Consider the following 20,302-nt stretch of genomic DNA (forward strand, 5'->3'; position numbering starts at 1 on the left):
ATTCTCCATCTTTTTCCTTACTTTTGTAGGTGGTTTAACACATCAAAATGGCACATCATAGACTATTAAACATAAGGAGCTTCTTCCTTACTTCACTATTTCTTCTTTCGCTAGGGAGCCTCTCTGCGCAAAATCAACGCCCTGTTTATCATGGGTCAAAACACTATAGTATAAAGGTGAAACAGTTCAAAGAAGAGGGCAAACTGCCCTCCAATGTCATCGTAATGTATGGTGATAGCCATTCAGAATATGGTGGCGATTGGAACAGACACTTCCCTGGTGCAGGCAAGATCATCAATCGGGGAATCATTGGAGACGATAGCAAGGGGATGTACAACAGGCTTGACTTGGTGCTTCCTTACCATCCCAAAAAGATCTTCTTCGAGTGTGGTGCGAATGATCTAAGCCATGGCTGGAGTGTTGAACGGGTCTTCCAAGGAATTACTAACGTGTTGACAACAATAAGAAAGCAGTGTCCTAAGACGGAACTATACGTTCAGAGCCTTCTACCACTTAATGAGGAAGTGGGTACGTGGAAGTATCTTAAAGGGAAGGATGACCTGATTATCCAACTAAACAACAAACTGAAGCAGTATTGTGCGAGCCACGCTCTCACTTACATCGACCTTTACACACCGCTTCTTGGTGCTAAACCGCAAACAATGAAGGCTGAATATTGTCGTGACGGATTGCACTTAACCGAGAAAGGGTATGATGTTTGGGCAAAGATTATACGCCCTTATATCTATAAGTAAAGCTTTAATTGAAAGCTAATTAGGCATTATCTTTAACTTTAGAGATATTTTATAATCACCTAATATACTGCATTTTGTATATAAAAAGGATATTGGTAGAAACAGTAAAAGAGCTTGTTTCTACCAATATTCATATATAAGGATGGATTATCCAAACAATATCCTCAAAGCCTCTTCAACCTTCCTTACAGGATGAAGTTGTATTGCATACTTGCCAGTAAGCCCTGACATGTTATACTTCGGGATGATAATATGACTGAAGCCGAGCTTCTCTGCTTCTGCAATACGTTGTTCTATACGACTGACGGGACGCACTTCACCGCTCAAGCCAACCTCTCCGCACATGCACCAACCAGCCTCGATTGGAGTGTCAACATTGGATGATAACACTGCAGCAATCACACTCAAGTCCATCGCCATATCGGTTACTCGCAGTCCACCAGCTATGTTCAAGAACACGTCCTTCTGCATGAGTTTAAAGCCAACACGCTTCTCCAACACCGCAAGTAACATGTTTAAACGACGCTGATCAAAGCCTGTTGCCGAGCGTTGGGGCGTTCCGTAGGCTGCAGAAGACACCAGTGCTTGTGTCTCAACGAGGAAGGGTCGAACGCCTTCGATGGTACTTGAGATCGCAACTCCTGATAGTCCGTCATGGTCTTCAGTAAGTAGTAACTCCGAAGGATTGCTTACCTGTCGCAGACCTTGCTGTTCCATCTCATAGATACCCAGCTCTGATGTGGATCCAAAGCGGTTCTTTATGCTTCGAAGAATGCGATACATATAATGTTGATCACCCTCAAATTGAATCACAGTATCGACTATGTGCTCTAGAATCTTCGGTCCGGCAATGCTTCCCTCCTTGTTTATATGACCGATAAGAACCACTGGTACACCGCTAGTCTTCGCAAATCGCAATAGAGCAGAGGCGCATTCACGCACTTGAGTGACGCTTCCAGGACTGCTGTCAACGTCCTCCGTGGATATAGTCTGTATCGAATCGACCACAACGAGTTCGGGTTTTACATCCTTGATGTGCTCGAATATGTGTTCAAGAGAGGTCTCCGATAAGATGATGATATTCTCTGGTATATCCTTAGTAATGCGTTCCGCACGCATACGAATCTGATGTGGACTCTCTTCACCACTAACATATAAGATGCGTTGAGATAGGTGTAGAATAGTCTGCAAGGTCAATGTACTCTTACCGATACCAGGCTCTCCTCCTAACAAAACAATGCTCCCTGGCACCAGACCACCACCCAACACGCGATTCAACTCATCGTCGTGCATATCCATACGAGGCTCATCCTTCGCAGAGACATCACGCAGTCTTTGAGGCTTGTTAGCCAATCCCGAGACAGCTTCACCAGCATTCGTATGACGCAAAGAAGTTGCTGCTTGGCGTGCAGCATGCGTACCAGTATCAGCGGCAATACGTATCTCCTTGAATGTATTCCACTGCCCGCAATTAGGACACTTACCTATCCACTTTGCACTTTCCTGCCCACAGTTGCTGCAGACATAAGCTATTTTATCCTTTGACATAGTGGGACAAAAGTACTAAGAATTTGCCTAGTTACAAAATTAATTATTAATTTTGCACAACATGAAACGTACTTATTACATATTCATCCTATCGATATTCTTGATCGTTGGTTGTGGGAAGTCTGCGAAGGAACTACAGGTCGAAAAGAAGGCACAAGAGCAGGCGGAGAAAGAGAGATATCAGCGAGCTTACAAGGTTGCAGTAATGCCAACGCTTGATTGTCTACCTGCTTATCTATTAAAAGATAGCGTATTATACGATACAACTAAAGTAGATATCCGACTAAAACAATACAATGCTCAGATGGATTGTGACACTGCGATGGCTGGAGGAAGCGTACAGGCAGCCTTCAGCGATTTGGTTCGGACTGAGCGTTTAAAGCACAGACAGAAAGTGTTAATGCACTATCTAACGGACACAAACCTCAACTGGCAGCTCATAGCCGATAGATCCTCTAAACTAAAGAAACTATCCGATTTAAGTGATAAGATTATAGCCAAAACACGCTTCTCAGGCACTGACTTGTTGAGTAACATGGTCGTTAAGAAGGCAAAACCGAAGTATCAAGTGTTCCAAGTGCAGGTCAATGACGTGTTAGTTAGGCTCAAGATGCTACAGAACCATGAGATAGATGCCTATTGGTTTACCGAGCCACAGACCACGAAGGCACTGCAAGGTGACAACAACTCTCTATTTAATTCGGTGGATGCAGGTGTACATCTAGGGGTCGTAGCAATTATGGATAAGCACCGCAGACCATCGGAAGATGAGGAGTTTGCAAAGGCTTACGACAAGGCTGTCGACTTGATCAATAAACATGGTGTTAAGTATTATGCGGCTTTGATAAAGAAGTATATGCAGGCAGATGATGCCACAGTTCGGGCTTTACCTGACATCAAATACACAAAGGTGGGAGCACCTCGCAGAGCCGACCTAATAATGGCGAGGGATTTTCTTAACCACAATAAGTAAGATAGATACATAATTAGTAACTTTAAAGAATAGCGCAGTGAACGTAGAAGATATACTTAGTAAGACTATAAGTGAACTGATGGATAAGCGATTGGACAATGCTATTGAAGTATTAAATCAGCTCTTCTTACAACGTCCTTCACTGATGGGTAACGATGAATTTGAGGCTGTCAAGCGTGATTATCAACTGATGGTTGACTACATGGGGAGGGGACTTATCGATCAGCAACGCGCCTCTCTTTATGCCTCGTTGCTACAACGTCTTTATCGTGTGACCGCCAACTTAGAAATTAGTTGGCGTTGCAAACATGTACCAGCATACATTGATGCCTTTAAAATAAACGACCATCTCAACACTAGCCATGACTTTGTTCGCACCGTCTTAGAGTCTTTTGTCACTGATTTAGCTATGTTATCTCTACAACAAGAGACAGCCCAAAAGGAGAAAGAAAGCGAACTCTACGATCGTCATCAGTTGTTCATTAATCGTCTGTTCAACGCCTTGTTTACATCTTGCCAATGGACAGAAGAGGACTATCAATTCTATTCCCAACTATTGACATCACCTACAGTCATATCCAATGATCAGCAGATTCTCGTCAGTGCAATCACGTTGAGTGCAATGAACCAATTCGATATCTATAAGTTCAAAACACTCACTTCTATCTATCAGAAAACAACCGACATCCATGTTCGCCAGCGTGCCCTCGTGGGTTGGGTATTATCTGTCTTTGAGGGAATGGATATATTTCCGGAACAAGACACTATCATCAAAGAACTTTGTGCGGATGCTAGTGTGACACGCGAATTGCTCTCTTTACAAATTCAACTCTTCTATAGTTTAGACACAGAAAAGGACAACGACAAGATTCAAAGGGATATTATGCCAGACATCATGCGCAATTCCAACCTCACTGTTGGGCGTATCGGCATTGTTGAAAAGGAGGAGGATCAACTTGAAAACATACTCCATCAAGATGCAGAAGACAAACGCATGGAGCAGATGGAGGAACAGGTTAAGAAGATGATGGATATGCAGAAGCAAGGTTCGGACATCTATTTCGGTGGGTTCCGACAGATGAAACGCTTCCCATTCTTTAGTGATGTTGTGAATTGGTTCACACCATTCTATATCGAAAACCCAGCTCTTCGACCCACCTTAAAGGCGCTAGGTGATTCGAAGTTTCTCAATGTTCTCGTAGAGAGAGGGGCTCTTTGTGACTCGGATAAGTACTCTCTTGCCATTGCTATGGAGCAAGTAATCAGCCAGTTGCCAAGTAACATTAAAGAGATGATAGGGACTGACTCTGCCTTCGGTCCACTCGGTTCTTTCGATGAGAAAGAAGGTGTTGCAAACATCCGTCGAGCGTACATTCAGGATTTATATCGCTTCTTCCGACTCTATAGAACAGCACAGGATTTCATCAACCCATTCGAAGATAATGGCAAAGGAGACTTCGTTGCAGACATCTTCTTCTTTATCTATAAGTCGTTTATGAACACTGGGCTTGATGACATGAAGTTGCGTTTAGCACTGCATTTATATAAGCGACACCAATACAAGAAACTGATAGAACTGCTCAGTACATTCTATAGTGACGACCCAAGATACTGCATTCTTATGGGTTACACAAACATCCATATCGGTAGACCTGATAGTGCGTATGACTTCTTCTTAAAGGCTTTAGAGAAGGAACCCAACAATGAGTGGGCACTAAAAGGACAAGCTCGTGCTGCGCTAGATTGCGAAGATTACGAGACAGCAGAGCACACCTACGAACAATTATTACAACTGGATGCAGAGAATAAGGACTATGCTTTGAATCGTTGTATCGCTCTATTGAAATTAGGGAAATCATCTGAAGTACGCGAAGAGTTATTCCGCTTAGACTATCAGAACCCTGACGACATGAATGTGAAACGTGTATTTGCATGGGCAATGCTCATGGAAAAGAGTCTTGACAAGGCCACTCAGCTTTATGAGACACTCTTGAATACATTGCCAACAACGGAAGATTACCTCAATGCAGGCTATTATCAATGGGCTAAAGGGGACGCTCAACGTGCTGCCAAATTGTTTAGTAATTGGATAACTAAGGGTAATAAGAATCGCGACCAGCTATTGGATGAGTTTAAGAGTGACGCAGAGATTCTGAATTTATACAACATCCAAGAGACAGATTGGCTGTTAATGCTAACATTGGCAAAGCCACTTTAGGGAAAAGATAGCCCCACCCTGCCTCCCTGAAAAGGGAGGAGAACCTAACGGAAGCTAGTTAGGATAAGCGGAAGAGAGGGAGGGGCGGTGTGTAACGAGGCTATGCTTCATTAGTAGGAGCAGCAGGAACGAAAACAAGGAAACGCCTTTCTCCATTTGAGAAGGGCGTTTCCTTGCTATGAAGAGGGCGTTTCTTCGATAGGAAGAAACGCCCTCATTGAATATTATGTCTTATGTTGTTCTCTCCTAAGCACACCTAGAAACGATAGCCAAAACCGATGTTTAGATAGATTGGATATAGCTTGAAACTAATCGTCTTAAAGTCTTTCTTGAAGATACCATTTGCTGCCCATGTCATATCGGCATTGATGGTAAAATGGTTAAAGGCACGCCACGTTGCGCCTGCCTGAGCACCCCAATGAAGGGAGCGAAGCGATGAAGAGAAATCGTAAAAGGCTGTTTGTCCATCATTAAAGGTCAGTTTCTGCCCCACTGGAGTACCTTCTCTGAGGTATCCGTTACTAACATGTCCAGAGAAATTACCATCTAGTTTGATAGAAGAATAGACCCCGGCACGCACTTTCCACCTGTCATTGATGCGGTAATTGCCCATAACTGGGATGGTGAGGAGCGTTGAATGATAGTCAGTCTGCACATCGCCTGTCCAATAACCGGCTACATGACTACCCTCATCAACAATCTCTGTCCTGTAATTCTTTACTCTTGCACCAGTAATCATGCCCTTTTCTTCCAACTTCAAACCTACTGATACACCCCATTGGCGGTCTTCTCCCAACCACTTCGTGGCTGTTCCTTCAATCGTTCCATTGAATCGTGGGTTATAACTAGTTATCTTTCTTATCTCAACAGGGATAGGAAGTGGAGACGAACCACCGATGTTTACACCTGCTTTCAACTCATATTCCCACCCGTTCTGATCGGCTGATTCTAATGCTTCTGTGCGGTCGGTTTGTGCGAAGAGACTCATGGAAAAGCTCAAGCTAACGACTGCAAGTACTATAACTCGTATATTCATTTTAATGCAAAACACTATTAAGTTTATTCTTTAGTATTACTTTATAAGTATTTAAATAACAGCTTATTTCGTGAATAACTCTAGTTCATCAACATAGAGCGTACTCCCTACTGCGCCTTCAAAATTGGCTCCATCCTTACTAGATGACATAATGATAGCCAGACTATATTTGCCTTCTTTCAACTTTTCAGCATCTATTGTCCTCCCGTCAACAGCCTTGAAAGGAATGCTGAAACGTGTCCATTCGTTTGTTTCCTTACGATCTTCTAGCATTGCTTTAAGCACTATCCGATCACTAGTCAGCGAATTATGACCATCGAGATACTCTACTCCATCACCTGTTTCAAACAATACGGCATAGAGTGCGAAGTCGTCTTTTCTATCCTTAATCTCCGTTTGATTCTTATCAGTAAACTTATCACCAACTTTATACTTATAGTATCCAACGAGTGCTAAAGGCGTCTGTCGGAAGGGAACACCAAAGTGAGTTGACTTGCCAGTATCGCCAAAATCAAGTTCAAAGGAGCCTGTAAACAGGTTACCAGCAGCTATTGGAGAACCGAACAAAGCCCCCACAGCTCCCGTACTGATGGTTGTCAACTTCAGACACTTGCCCTTATAGCCATCGTCTGCTTGGCTTGTTGGATAGTCCTTAGCACCTTTTCCCGATAGAATAAACGATACTCCACTATTGCCACTCGCCCACTCAAAGGTGCCACCATCAGGTGTTTTATCAACGAAGGTGTCGTAACTAACAGTGTTATCAACCTTTAATCTTTCGAAATGATAGGCTGTTGCAATATCATTGTTAGCAATGAAAGAGACGGTGTAAGTCTTCTTCCACTGTCCATCCTGCGATGTGACAACATATTGCTGGGGCTGAGTGAAGTCACGAACAGTGCTATCCTTTGGTTCAATCGTTGCCCCTTCTGTCAAGTTAAATACGGGTGCAAGATGCGTAACATCAGCCCATCCATTGACATAGAGTTGGATAGTATTATTCGTTATAACCGGTTTACGGATTAGTTCCGTACCCTTGACTGTGATATTGGTAATATCTGCTTCTGCATTTAAAGCCTCTTCTTTAATACAAGAAGAGAGCACAACTCCTGCCGTCATGGTGAGGAGTAAAGGTCGAATCAATCTCATCTTTAACTATTAATAATGTGTACTTAATAACTTAATGATGTGACAAAGGTAGGGAAAAAGATGTATATTACAAAGATAGAGATTGCTCATTTGGTAAAAAACCGTACCTTTGTGGATAAGAAATAACTTACTGATTAATCAAAACAAGGATATGGCAAAAGTATTAGTAACAGGTGCAAATAAGGGTATAGGCTATGGCATTTGCAAATATTTGGGCTTGAGTGGATGGCAAGTGATTGTCGGTGCAAGAAATAAAGAGCGCGCCGAAGCTGCTATCAAAGCATTAAGACAGGAGGGAGTAGACGTTATTGGTTGGCAACACGTTGACCTTTGCAATAACGACTCACTGCTGGTTACTGCAAAAGAGATTAAGGAGAAGTATCCTGATTTGGCTTTGCTTGTAAACAATGCGGGGATACCTGGCGACATGGAGGTACCTAGTTACAAGTCAGAGATGCGTGACGTACTGGAAACGATACAGGTAAATTATATTGGAACATTTGCTTTGACGAAGGCACTTATCCCTTTGTTGGAAGTGAATAAAGGGCGAATTGTCAATATAACTGTGCCTTCTGAGGTGAGTCCCTACTGGCATCCGATGGCTTATGTGGCTAGTAAAGCAGCACAAAATGCGATGACTAGTATCATAGCAATGGAGTTTGATAAGAACAATCTACCTATTGATATCTTCGACATACACCCTGGTGCAACCACAACTGACCTGAATAACCATTATACAGGACCTGGTTCTCACTCTGTGGATGTTGTTAGTGAGAAGATAGCAGCAGTCATTAACGATGGTAAGAGACATCAAGGTGAGTTCATCGAACTCTACCCTATTGTTGATGAAGGACGCTAATAATAAATAAGGTGATTGGAGGGTTAAACAATACTAGAACCTTCCAATCGCTTGCCAAAGGTTATCATTAGGTAGAGGAGACTCTACTTTTATGAGTTCCTTAGATACTGGGTGGATAAATTCCACACGATGGCTTAACAAACAGATACCGCCATCTGGATTAGAACGAGGGGCTCCATACTTTAAATCACCCTTAATAGGACAATCCATATTAGACAACTGGCAACGTATTTGATGATGCCTTCCTGTCATCAAATTAACCTCTAAAAGCGTGTAATGGTCTGTCTGATTGATAACCTTATAATGTAAGATTGACTTCTTGGAAGTGGGCACTTGATGGTTATAAGCGTAACTCTTATTCTGCTTCTCATTACGCACAAGCCAATCAGTTAACGTTGCTTCAGATTCAAAAGGAGGTCGAGTAACGATTGCCCAATAGGTCTTATGCACCTCACCATTGCGGAACATGTTATTCAAACGAGTAAGTGCTTTGGATGTCTTAGCAAAGATAACTAAACCAGAAACAGGTCTGTCAAGTCTGTGAACAACCCCTAGAAAGACATTACCAGGCTTTTGATATTTTTCTTTCAACCATTGTTTGACAATCTCTGACAATGGTATATCGCCCGACTTATCGCCTTGCACAATCTCACCAGCCTCTTTATAGACAATTATGACATGGTTATCTTCGTAAAGTACTTGCATAGTATATAGTTTTTCCAAGCCTCATCTAAAAGAGTGCTTGTGGTTCGGTGTATATTTCCTTTTAGTGATTTATGATTTTCAAGAGTATTGCTAACGCAAGTTTGAAGCCTTAGCAAGAATGTCTCCCTTCCCCTTGTTGGGGAATAGGGAGGCTTGTAATTACATATTCATACCACCATCTACCTGGATAACCTGACCAGATACATAGCTAGAAAGGTCTGAACCAAGATAAACTGCAGTGTTTGCAATATCCTCAACTGTACCACCACGACGAAGAGGAATCTTATCTGTCCACTCCTTGCGAATCTCTGGTGAAAGGGCTTGAGTCATCGCTGTATCAATGAAACCAGGTGCAATTGCATTAGCACGGATACCCTTTGGACCCATTTCCTGAGCCACACTCTTTGCTAAAGCGATAAGTCCTGCCTTTGAAGCAGCATAGTTAGACTGACCTGCGTTACCATGTACACCAACAACACTAGCCATGTTGATAATGCTACCACCACGCTGACGCATCATGACAGGGACGCACGCATGGATGAAGTTGAAGGCACTCTTCAAGTTAACAGCTATAACAGCATCCCACTGCTGTTCGGTCATTCGGAGCATAAGACCATCCTTTGTTATACCTGCATTGTTAACTAGGATATCAATAGAACCAAACTCTTCTTTAACCTTAGCAACGACCTCTGCAGTTTGTGCAAAGTCTGCTGCGTTACTAGCGTAACCCTTAGCTTTAACACCCTTAGCTGCTATCTCTGCTTCAGTAGCCTTACCATTTTCATCAATAACAAGGTCAGTGAATACGATGTTAGCGCCTTCCTCTGCAAATTTCAATGCTATAGCCTTACCAATACCACGTGCAGCTCCTGTGATGAGGGCTGTCTTACCTTCCAATAATTTCATATTGTCTTAGTTTATATTGTTAGTTATTACTTTATAATACCCTTACCCAGTGCACCATAAACCACCTTTGCTACTAACGGACGAGACGACTCTTCAGTTAATCCATGACCTAACCGACCATAGATAAATGGCACCTCTAACCCTTTAATACAATAATGTGTGATGTCTGCAACTAGCTCTACATTGTCAATATCAAACTCGCCATCTTCTTTCGCTTCAGCGTATACCTTGCGAAAGAGTTCAATCTCGTCTTCATCAAAGTTCTTGCGTACTTTCTCAACCATCCATATATTTCTAAAGAACTCTGCACGCAAGTTTCCATTACGCATAACCGTTTCCTTTATCATACTTAGGTGGGTGTAAATCAGTTCGATAATCTTATCTTGAGGTCTAATACGCTTTGCTGCCACCTCATCTAACTTATCCGATAGACGTTCCAACTCTGACTCTATCACTGCATAATATACATCATCTTTACTCTTGAAATAGGTGTAGAGCGTCCGTCTTCCTTTACCAGATGATTTCGCAATGTCGTTCATCGTTGTATTAGCAATGCCATTCTTTGCAAAGAGTTGGCGTGCTACATCAACAAGCTTCTGCCTAGTTTTTGATATTGACATTCGTTCGTTATTCCTCTAATCACTGATTTGCACGTTGCAAATCTTATGTGCAAAAGTATATATTATATCCCACATTAGCAAATTTAGAGCTATAAAACTTCACGATTAAACGATTAGGTTAATAGAAAAGACGCATAAGGAAAGTTTTTACTTATTACCTTAACAAACACTACTTTGGCTTACTAAAAAGCCTCTTAAACCATAGTTCATTTAAAGAACAAGTTGCTGTCATTTTGAACAATTTGATTAACTCGCTAATTAAAAACAACTTAGAACCTGCCAAATAATGATAGCAATGACTGCAAAATTATTCTCCCTCCGATCCACCTCTATATATCGTTTGTATAGCCTCTTGCCTTTCAACCTCAGTCAGAGAATGTATTAGCAGTGGTGCGGAGCATTAACTCCACCAATATTCATCATCATCACGAAGAGTTTGAGCTTACCTCTCTCTATCTGATAACAATTAATTAAGACTATAGAAATGACAAAGGGTACAGCATCAAGTGCCGTACCCTTTGTCAATTCACATCTCTGTGAACGATTGAGCTTGACTTTTGGGTTACCGCCTCACGGCGTATACCCAATCATCTTGCGTCATTGTTATCCCTTAATCAATCTTACTTATTACCTAAACTAAACCTATTTAATTGAAACCTGAACAATCTCTTTTGTTCTACCTTAAACTAAATAACTAAAAACCTAAATCTATTACTACTAACCTAAACAATCTATTTGTCTTTTGACAATGCAAAGGTAAGGCTGTTTTCGCACACAACAAAACTTTAGCAGACTATTTTTTGCATCACACATCATTTATTGACTTATATCAACGGAAACGACTCTAAAAGTCTAAAAAAGGGGCAGAACTCTTCGTTCTACCCCTCATTATATGTTTAATCGCAAGTTTTTACCTATTTAATTAATCAATTAGATAAGATATTGACTTGAGATACTTTCATTATTCAAAACACGCTTAATCGTCTCAGCAAACATATCGGCAACAGAGATCTGCTTAACCTTTGAACAGCGAGCAGTGTATGGAATAGAATCTGTGAAGACCATCTCTTCCAACGCAGAAGCCTCTACACGCTCTGTTGCAGGACCACTCATGACGCAATGAGAAGCAATTGCACGAACACTCTTTGCCCCTGCCTCCTTCATAATGTCTGCTGCTTTCGTAATGGTACCAGCTGTATCAACCATATCATCAACGATGATTACGTTCTTATCCTTTACATCACCAATAATCTGCATTGTATCTACAACATTTGCACGAGCACGTGTCTTATTGCAAAGAACGAGCGGACAACCCAAATACTTAGCGTATGTGTTGGCACGTTTAGAGCCGCCAACATCAGGACTAGCAATAACTAAATCCTTCAAGTGAAGGCTCTGCACATAAGGAAGAAGAACACCGCTAGCATAGAGGTGGTCAACAGGAACATTGAAGAAACCTTGAATCTGATCTGCATGAAGGTCCATGGTCATCAAACGATCGATACCAGCAACACTCAACAAGTCAGCTATTAACTTTGCACCAATGCTGACACGAGGTTTATCCTTACGGTCTTGACGAGCCCAACCAAAGTAAGGCATAACAGCAATAATCTGTCGTGCAGAAGCACGCTTGGCTGCATCAATCATCAAGAGAAGCTCCATGAGGTTATCAGAATTTGGGAATGTGCTCTGTACAAGATAGACATCCTTGCCACGAATACTCTGCTCATAAGAAACAACAAACTCACCATCTGAAAAGCGAGTCATCACTAAGTTGCCAAGAGGACAGCCTAAACTAGCACAGATTTTCTCAGCAAGATATCTTGTCTTAGTACCTGAGAAGACCAAAAAAGAGTTGTTTTCACTCATTTCTTTATATTGTTTATATTTATAAGGTATAAATCAACTGTTAGCTACCGAAAGCCCCTAACAAATCGTGCGAAGCTTACGGAAGTATTTAATAATAGGGTTGAAGTTCTGCTCACTATGGATACAAAACTGATCCCAAAGGTCGTTTCGAACCACAACTCCACCAAAGTCGAGGTCGTGCAAACGTGGGAAATCATCTATCGTAATGCCTCCCATTGCATAAACATGCTTTCCTAAGAGCCCTTGTTTACGTGCTTCTTCCAATTCAATATCCGACAAGATATGTTCAGTAGCAGCCGTATTCTCACGAGGCTGATGGATGTTTTTCAGAAAGACATAGTCTGATTGTTTCTTAATTGCCTTTAGTTTCATCACATCGTCACAGCTCCGACTGATGTGCCCTCTATATCCGTGAGGTGTAGCAAGGCTGGGGTTATCCAAGTGGATACCACCTAGACCATACTCACTCTTCATCTGAAAGTGCTGATGTACAACTATTTTGCTATGATAATGAGATGGGATAAGAGCCAAAAGGCGCTCTAAATAAAGTGGAGACGGGTCAACCTTCGAGATGTGTAGGCAGTCAAGTCCTTCCTCGAAGAGCATACTTATTATCTTATCCTCCTCTACAAAGAAGGTGGACTTAGTCATAATAACCAGCTTCATGCTCATACTTTATTTGTATTGCAAAGGTAGATATTATTTCTGAAAACCGCAAATTTTTCCTTATATTTGCACCATGAAAGTAAATCCAAAGACTTACAACGAACTCTCCCGACCGATGTACATATTGGAAGAAGAGCGTTTACGAAAGAACCTCCAATTGATCGCCAGTGTTGCTAAGGAGGCTGATGTTGAGATTATTCTAGCCTTTAAAGCATACGCTTTATGGCGTACCTTCCCCATTTTCCGTGAGTATATCCATGCCACAACGGCGTCCTCTCTGTATGAGGCACGACTAGGCTTTGAGGAATTTGGTGCTCCCACGCACACGTTCTCACCTGGTTATACGGATTATGAGATTGATGATATTGCACGATGCTCGTCTCATCTCGTATTCAACTCATTGTCTCAATTTGAGCAATACCACGTTAGGGCAAAGCTAGCAAACGCTCGCTTGAGTTGTGGACTACGTGTGAATCCAGAGTATTCAGAGGTAGAAACACTCATATATAACCCTTGCGCACCTGGAACTAGGTTCGGTATCGCATCTTCAAAACTCCCTGCTACACTGCCAGAGGGCGTTGATGGCTTCCATATTCATTGCCATTGCGAGAGTGGTAGCGATGTTTTCGAACGCACATTGGAGCATATTGAGGCGAAGTTCGCCAACTGGTTCCCACAACTAAAGTGGATTAACTTTGGCGGCGGACACCTAATGACACGCAAAGACTACGATGTTCCACGTCTTATTTACGCCTTGAAAGAGTTTAAGAAACGCTATCCTTGGTTAAAGGTGATACTCGAACCTGGTAGTGCCTTCGCTTGGCAAACGGGACCACTAGTCGCTCAAGTGCTCGATGTGGTGGAGGATCATGGCATAAAAACGGCTATCTTGAACGTAAGTTTCACCTGTCACATGCCAGACTGTCTAGAGATGCCTTACCATCCAGCCGTTCGCAATGCCGAATTAGTTGATGAGGACGGATCTGCCGAGGGCGAAAATACGTACCGACTAGGTGCTAACAGCTGCTTGAGTGGTGACTGGATGGGGTCATGGAGGTTTGACCATCCATTGCAGATAGGCGAGAATATCATCTTTGAAGATATGCTTCATTACACGACAGTGAAGACTAATATGTTCAATGGAATCAGTCATCCGGCTATCGCCCTACTCCATCCTGACAACGAACTAGAGGTCTTGCGAGAGTTTACCTATGAAGATTATCGGGACCGAATGGACTGATGGCACGCTCTTTGCTACTATCTTTAAGTATGAAATAAACTATTATAAGGAGGCAAAGATATGGCATTTATAGATTATTATAAGATTCTAGGTGTGGATCGAAACATCCCTCAGAAGGATGTGCGGGCAGCCTATAGGAAACGTGCAAAGCAGTTTCATCCAGACTTACATCCTAACGATCCGAAGGCAAAAGCTAAGTTCCAAGCATTGAGCGAGGCGTTTGAAGTCATTGGAGACCCTGATAAACGCGCTAAATATGATAAGTATGGCGAGCAATGGAGGAATGCTGATGCCTACGAGCAAGCGGGTGGCTTCGGTGGTTTTAATGGTAGTCAAGGGGATGCAAACTCGTTTGGAGGATTCGATTTCAGCAGCTTTGGCAATGGCGGAGGCGGCTTCAGCAGCTTCTTCCAAGACCTATTTGGAGGTGCAGGAAGGCGTCGCTCATCGGCAGGAAGTACTGGAAGAGCTTACGGACAGCCTAATCCTGGACAGATGGAAGCCACTGTTGGCATTGATCTCTACACTGCCCTATTGGGTGGCGAAGTGGTTATCCAACTCTCTGGAGGCAACAAGGTAAAACTGAAAGTAAAGCCTTTAACACAAGGCGGAACGAAGGTTCGTCTGCGTGGAAAGGGTTACGACAGGGGGGATGGCACCTTTGGTGACCTCATCATCACCTATAACGTGAAACTTCCTGACCATCTAACGGATCATCAAAAGGAGCTTATCGAACAGATGAGACGCGAAGCTTAACCCAAAGGAAGAGGCGCTTTATGGCTCTTCCGACCTACTTTTAAATTCATCTTGTAGCCCTTCTGATTATCAAGTAGATACAAGTTCGATTGAAGAAGAGCCTTAGTAAGGTACAAAGAGACGCCCTTTTGCAATGCAAAAGGGCGTCTCTTGTCTTGAAGAAGAGCCTTTGGTACTCCTTAATGCGCCACCACTACCCTACCTGCCAATACTGCTATAAAGCCCAAAGCGAGGGAGGCTAGGATGTAAAGAACGGATACGACGAATCCATCACCGCCTTTCATCAAGCCGACATTCTCATTCATAAAGGTGGAGAAAGTCGTGAATCCCCCACAGAAACCAGTAGTTAGTAAAAGGCGAGTAGACGTACTAATACCTCCATTCTCACCTGGTAATGAGGAGAATATACCAATTAGAAAACACCCCAAAACGTTCACGACGAGTGTTCCTAAGGGGAAGGAACCAGCGATAGCAAGCTGAACATACTTTGAGATAACCATTCGAAGACTACCACCAACGAAACTTCCAATACCTACTAAAATAATATCTTTCCACATAATCGATACTTATATCTAATCACTAAAACCATAAGTAAAACCCCAACCAACCTCCCCCAAGGGGAGAAGAGCCTAACGGAAGTTAGTTAAGGGACGCTTCCGTTCATAGAAAGAGAGCGTCTCTTCATTATGAAGAAACGCCTCCTTTAATATGAAGAAGGCGTTTCCAACTCACATCCTAACAACTCCCTAAAGCACATCCCCTCCTTCGGAGGGGCTTGGGGAGGCACTAGAACACAAGATTAAAACCAAATCTTATACCATTCTTAGAGATTCCTGGCGCATGAGTATAGGTCAGTCTGCGCACATAATCGACCTCCAGACACTTGAAGATATTGTGTACTCCGACCACAAACTCTAGATAAGGATCATTCGTCATAACGCCTGTTCCATCAGGAAACTTATATAAGTCTGGATCGTTAGAGTTCTGTGGTAAGAAGGGATTGTTCTTATCTGTTAGGTGCCCCCACATGCCCTTGAAGGCTACATACTCACGCCACTTCAACTTCTTCAACAATGGAACTCGATTGAAAACTTTGCCTTCCAAGTCCCAAGCAAGGTTGAATTTAGCATACCTATCATTAAGGAACTCAAGTGGTTGCATGAGGTTGAACGTACCAAGGTGTTCGAAGTATGAGGTGTTGACAGGTGGTGTGATGAGGAAGGGGAATGGTACTTTATTCCATTGTGCACCTCCTTCTACACGTGTATCAACGTGTCCCCAGCTCCCTAACCAGAATCGTTTATAGATTGCGAGTTCGGTGAGATTCGTATTAAAGTGACCTCCTAAGAAGTTTTTTAAGCCCATTGTGTGCTTCAACTTGAACTCTGGAGCATCGAGATTCACCTCCATTCGCCTCTGTTTTGAGTTTACATAACTCTGCCCAGGACGATAGTCTAGACTCAAAGAAAGCTCTGTCAAACGAATACGATCAACCAACGAGCCATCCATCTTCTCGTATATCAACTTACCAGTAGGGCGATTGCTCTCTGTGCTAAGACCAATGCTTGTTGCCAAACCATAGTTTGTTTCCCACTCAAACTTTATCCTCTGACGATTGTAGAAATAGAGTTTCTCCACCTTTACAGGACGGAAGGTCATGAAGATGTTATCCTTGTTATGCTTCAAATACTTATCTGATGGCGATTCAACATCTCTATTTGATTCGATGGAGATGGTGCGTATCGGGAACTCAATCGGTTGATATTCTGGCTTGTTGAAAGAGTATGTCACCTTCGCATCATAGTAGTTTTGATGCGATTTCGTACCATATGCGTAATAGCCTTCGAAGAACCAGTGTGGATTAAACTTAGCCGTTGTCCGAGCTGAAGCACGCAATCGAATACCATCGACAAAGTTCTTTGAAATGAAGGTGTTAACCGGTCCGAGATCAACCTTACTAGGCTTATCTTCATTGCCAGTTTCGATAAAGTTCTCCACAAGAGCCTTCGTTGTAAACAGCAGCCACTTGAAGTGCTTGGTCTTAGACATGCGCTTCACGAACGAGTCCATACTGGCTTCGCTCTTGGTTAGTTGGGTCGTTCTATGTGCTGCCCAGAAGTCATTATCACGCATTTTAGCGTTTGCATCATACGTAACCTTTGCCTTCCCCTTGAAGAGTTTGTCGTCAATAGGAGTGAAAGCATAGTTATTCATACCCGTTGTTCGTATCACAATGGCACGCTGAAGAAGGTCAGTAAGTTTCAACTCAGCCACCATGTTATCCGTTGTCAACGCCCATTCGCCATTATTCAACTTGGTAAACTCCTGTTCAAACTTCATCGCATCGACAAAGTTAACACCTGTGTTTGCAGGCAACTGCATATCACATTTCTTCACATGTAACGTACTATCGTTCAGCACATAGAGCTCCCCACGGAAGCCAAAGTCCTGTTGGTTAGCTGGCATAAACTGCAGTCTGATACATTGATCTTGGTTCACATAGACCGTATCATCTATATAGAAATGATAGAAGGAGATGGCAGTTGAGCCTATTGGAGAGGGGAATCTCTTTTGCAGAAGGTCGATTTGATCATCATAGAGGTTGATATCTTTGAAGAGATCCTTTACTATTGTGTTCAACGCCTCACCTGTTTGAATGAGTTTAGAGATACCCTTTGTCGTCTGACCTAACACTATATCCTTCTCGTCTCGAGGGTTTTTACGATAGATGTGTTGCGTGAGTGTCTCATCGACGGAGATAGGAAGTATGAGCTTGTTGTTATATGGGCACACCTCCACCTGATCGAGTAACCAAGGTGCTTTCTTGAACATCTTGCCCTCGATGTCATCGGGAGTTAGGTTGTTAATAGCCATCGTTACCTTCTGATACTTATCATATTGATAGTAGCTGTGGTTCGATAGTAACGACTCCTTCTTGGCTGCTATTACTCGTTTCATAAGCTCTACTGCAGGGTTATCCTTGCGTGAATAACGATGCCTGCGTTTGGCTTTTACCACCACACCTTGCAGTTGCTTTGAATCGGCAATAAGCGTTATATGTAACGTATTAGGCGTGTCATCCGTCACTTTGATTCGACGAGGTTTATAGCCAACTGCCGTCACGGTGAGTTGTTCACCAGCTTTCTTCTCTATGGTGAAATGCCCGTCTGCATCGCTCGAAGCCCCCACCTTGAGTGTTCGATAGATGGCATTGGCATAAGGAATACTATCTCCTGTCTGTGAGTCAACCACATAACATTGCAGCAAAGTACTATCGACTATAGGGGCAGGCTTGCTTACCTCCTTTGCAAGAGAGTCCATCATCTGAATAAGCGAGTCGGTAGCAAGTGCCATAGAATCAGTGCCTAATAACAACGAATCAGCCTTAACTGGTAGGGAGTCTACCTTTAAGACTGAAGGGAGAGGTTGTTGCGCATGAGCTATTGACGTGCCCGCTACAATGAAAAGGCACATCAACAGCATTATATTCAGTCGGTCTCGAAGTACGGAGAACACTGACTTTTGATGTTTTCTTACTCTATCTAATACCATCTTTTTAAATCACTTTTAAGCCCTTCCGAACGACTATATCGAATACAGCAACACTAGTCAATCTCTTCGTCGGCGGCGTATCCACCCATCTCACGGATGGCATTCTTGAGTATTGTGTACTGCTCAAAGAGGTTGTTCACAGCCTCTTCACCTTGCGTGAAGTCGTGCATTGGGCTCTTTAGGAAGAAGCTCAAGAAGCGTTGAATACCATATCTTCCAGCCCTAGCAGCCACATCTGACAGCAGAACAAGGTCTAGTAACAAGGGTGCGGCAAGGATGGAATCACGGCAAAGGAAGTTTATCTTGATCTGCATTGGGTATCCCATCCATCCAAAGATATCAATGTTATCCCATCCTTCTTTGTCATCGTTGCGTGGAGGATAGTAGTTGATACGCACCTTGTGATAGATGTTTCCATATAAATCGGGCTGCTCCTCTGGTTTACAAATGGTCTCCAAGGTGGACAACTTACTAACTTCTTTGGTGTGGAAATTGGCTGGCTCGTCCAGAACAAGCCCATCTCTATTACCGAGGATATTGGTTGAGAACCATCCTGCCAAGCCCAAATTACGGGTCTTAATGATAGGTGCAAAGCCTGATTTAACCAGTGTTTGCCCTGTTTTGAAGTCCTTTCCTGCAATCGGCATGTGCGTCTTCTCTGCTAATTCCCACATCGCGGGAATGTCCACTGTAGTGTTAGGAGCACCCATGATAAACGGGCATCTCTCCTCCAAAGCAGCATAAGCATAACACATGGAAGGGGCTATGTGCTCTCTGTCGTCAGCCTTCATCGCAGCTTGCAGTTGGTCGAGTGTCTTATGATAAGCCGCATCGTAAGGTACATATATTTCAGTAGATGCAGCCCAGATAACCACTACTCTATCGCATTGCTCACGCTCTTTAAAGTCACGGATATCGGCTCTTAACGCCTCAACCATGTCCCATCTCGTCTTGCAATCCTTAACATTATCGCCATCAAGACGCTTGGCGTAATTCTTGTCGAAGGCTGCTTTCATTGGCTTAATAGCCATCAGCTCGTCCCGAACAGGCTCAATGTCTTTCGCCTTCAAGACCTCTGCATAGACAGCAGCTTGATATGCGTTTTGAGGATAGACATCCCATGTTCCGAAGACAAGATCACGCAAGTCTGCCATCGGAATGATGTCCTTATAGTGTAGATACTGCTTATCGGCTCCATGCCCAACACGTATCTTGTCATATTGTGTCATCGACCCAATGGGCTTTGCTAGTCCCTTACATGCCATCAACACACCCGTCATGAATGTTGTTGCAACAGCTCCACATCCAACGACCAACACACCGAGTCTACCTTCTGCAGGCTTTACATCCATTTGTTTCATACGTTTTATATATTATAAACTAAACGTTCTTATTTTATTTTTATTGCTTTTTTCTCTCTATTATTCAGCTTGTTTACGCACTTAATTGC

General features: G+C 42.9%; 18 protein-coding genes. 6 read left to right on the forward strand and 12 right to left on the reverse strand.

Annotated features, from left to right (window positions below):
* Positions 1-47: 47 nt before the first annotated feature.
* Complete coding sequence (locus HMPREF9969_RS10680; protein ID WP_009435918.1) at positions 48-755, forward strand: GDSL-type esterase/lipase family protein; 708 nt, start codon at positions 48-50, stop codon at positions 753-755.
* A gap of 147 nt (positions 756-902) precedes the next feature.
* Here HMPREF9969_RS10680 and radA read toward each other — a convergent pair whose 3' ends face one another.
* Positions 903-2,303 (reverse strand): DNA repair protein RadA, encoded by a 1,401-nt coding sequence (radA, locus tag HMPREF9969_RS10685; protein WP_009435803.1) that lies wholly within the window; start codon positions 2,301-2,303, stop codon positions 903-905.
* Positions 2,304-2,364: 61 nt separating this feature from the next.
* Between radA and HMPREF9969_RS10690 the strand changes: the two genes are divergently transcribed.
* Together HMPREF9969_RS10690 and HMPREF9969_RS10695 are read left to right on the forward strand one after the other, a co-directional pair.
* Entirely contained in the window at positions 2,365-3,276 is a 912-nt protein-coding gene (locus tag HMPREF9969_RS10690) for an ABC transporter substrate-binding protein (RefSeq protein WP_009435973.1), read from the forward strand.
* Between the two features lie 37 nt (positions 3,277-3,313).
* Positions 3,314-5,494, forward strand: a complete 2,181-nt coding sequence (locus HMPREF9969_RS10695; protein ID WP_009435839.1) for a tetratricopeptide repeat protein — start codon at positions 3,314-3,316, stop codon at positions 5,492-5,494.
* A 256-nt stretch (positions 5,495-5,750) separates the two neighbouring features.
* Here HMPREF9969_RS10695 and HMPREF9969_RS10700 read toward each other — a convergent pair whose 3' ends face one another.
* Both HMPREF9969_RS10700 and HMPREF9969_RS10705 read right to left on the reverse strand, forming a co-directional pair.
* Positions 5,751-6,530: a porin family protein gene (locus HMPREF9969_RS10700; RefSeq protein WP_036895675.1), complete on the reverse strand. Its 780-nt coding sequence runs from the start codon at positions 6,528-6,530 to the stop codon at positions 5,751-5,753.
* 63 nt (positions 6,531-6,593) lie between these two features.
* Positions 6,594-7,679: a PCMD domain-containing protein gene (locus HMPREF9969_RS10705; protein WP_036895676.1), complete on the reverse strand. Its 1,086-nt coding sequence runs from the start codon at positions 7,677-7,679 to the stop codon at positions 6,594-6,596.
* A gap of 151 nt (positions 7,680-7,830) precedes the next feature.
* Between HMPREF9969_RS10705 and HMPREF9969_RS10710 the strand changes: the two genes are divergently transcribed.
* A complete protein-coding gene (locus HMPREF9969_RS10710; protein ID WP_009435860.1) occupies positions 7,831-8,538 on the forward strand; it encodes an SDR family NAD(P)-dependent oxidoreductase in 708 nt (235 codons plus the stop codon).
* A 33-nt stretch (positions 8,539-8,571) separates the two neighbouring features.
* Here the strand turns inward: HMPREF9969_RS10710 and HMPREF9969_RS10715 are convergent, their stop codons facing one another.
* The 6 genes from HMPREF9969_RS10715 to HMPREF9969_RS10735 form a co-directional block, all read right to left on the reverse strand.
* Positions 8,572-9,243, reverse strand: coding sequence for an RluA family pseudouridine synthase (locus tag HMPREF9969_RS10715; RefSeq protein WP_009435993.1), 672 nt, complete (start codon positions 9,241-9,243; stop codon positions 8,572-8,574).
* A 159-nt stretch (positions 9,244-9,402) separates the two neighbouring features.
* A complete protein-coding gene (gene fabG / locus HMPREF9969_RS10720; RefSeq protein ID WP_009435781.1) occupies positions 9,403-10,149 on the reverse strand; it encodes a 3-oxoacyl-[acyl-carrier-protein] reductase in 747 nt (248 codons plus the stop codon).
* 26 nt (positions 10,150-10,175) lie between these two features.
* A complete protein-coding gene (locus HMPREF9969_RS10725) occupies positions 10,176-10,769 on the reverse strand; it encodes a TetR/AcrR family transcriptional regulator (protein ID WP_009435879.1) in 594 nt (197 codons plus the stop codon).
* A gap of 381 nt (positions 10,770-11,150) precedes the next feature.
* Positions 11,151-11,294: a hypothetical protein gene (locus HMPREF9969_RS12920; RefSeq protein ID WP_155715741.1), complete on the reverse strand. Its 144-nt coding sequence runs from the start codon at positions 11,292-11,294 to the stop codon at positions 11,151-11,153.
* A 405-nt stretch (positions 11,295-11,699) separates the two neighbouring features.
* Positions 11,700-12,638 carry a ribose-phosphate pyrophosphokinase gene (locus tag HMPREF9969_RS10730; protein ID WP_009435968.1) on the reverse strand — a complete coding sequence of 313 codons (939 nt, stop codon included), beginning with the start codon at positions 12,636-12,638 and terminating at the stop codon, positions 11,700-11,702.
* A gap of 57 nt (positions 12,639-12,695) precedes the next feature.
* On the reverse strand, positions 12,696-13,304 hold the full coding sequence (locus HMPREF9969_RS10735) for a thiamine phosphate synthase (protein WP_009435970.1): 609 nt from the start codon (positions 13,302-13,304) through the stop codon (positions 12,696-12,698).
* Between the two features lie 73 nt (positions 13,305-13,377).
* Here HMPREF9969_RS10735 and nspC point away from each other — a divergent pair, with 73 nt between their 5' ends.
* A complete protein-coding gene (gene nspC, locus HMPREF9969_RS10740) occupies positions 13,378-14,544 on the forward strand; it encodes a carboxynorspermidine decarboxylase (RefSeq protein ID WP_009435845.1) in 1,167 nt (388 codons plus the stop codon).
* A 60-nt stretch (positions 14,545-14,604) separates the two neighbouring features.
* Positions 14,605-15,300 carry a DnaJ domain-containing protein gene (locus tag HMPREF9969_RS10745; RefSeq protein ID WP_009435922.1) on the forward strand — a complete coding sequence of 232 codons (696 nt, stop codon included), beginning with the start codon at positions 14,605-14,607 and terminating at the stop codon, positions 15,298-15,300.
* Positions 15,301-15,479: 179 nt separating this feature from the next.
* On the opposite strand, the gene crcB is transcribed toward HMPREF9969_RS10745, so the two are convergent.
* From crcB to HMPREF9969_RS10760, 3 genes are all read right to left on the reverse strand, one after another.
* Entirely contained in the window at positions 15,480-15,857 is a 378-nt protein-coding gene (gene crcB, locus HMPREF9969_RS10750; protein WP_009435912.1) for a fluoride efflux transporter CrcB, read from the reverse strand.
* 229 nt (positions 15,858-16,086) lie between these two features.
* A complete protein-coding gene (locus tag HMPREF9969_RS10755; protein ID WP_036895700.1) occupies positions 16,087-18,783 on the reverse strand; it encodes a DUF5686 and carboxypeptidase-like regulatory domain-containing protein in 2,697 nt (898 codons plus the stop codon).
* 122 nt (positions 18,784-18,905) lie between these two features.
* Positions 18,906-20,213: an inositol-3-phosphate synthase gene (locus HMPREF9969_RS10760; protein WP_009435790.1), complete on the reverse strand. Its 1,308-nt coding sequence runs from the start codon at positions 20,211-20,213 to the stop codon at positions 18,906-18,908.
* Positions 20,214-20,302 lie beyond the last annotated feature (89 nt).

Origin of the sequence: Prevotella sp. oral taxon 306 str. F0472, from assembly GCF_000257925.1 — a bacterium.
In the GTDB taxonomy this organism is placed as follows: Bacteria; Bacteroidota; Bacteroidia; order Bacteroidales; family Bacteroidaceae; genus Prevotella; species Prevotella vespertina.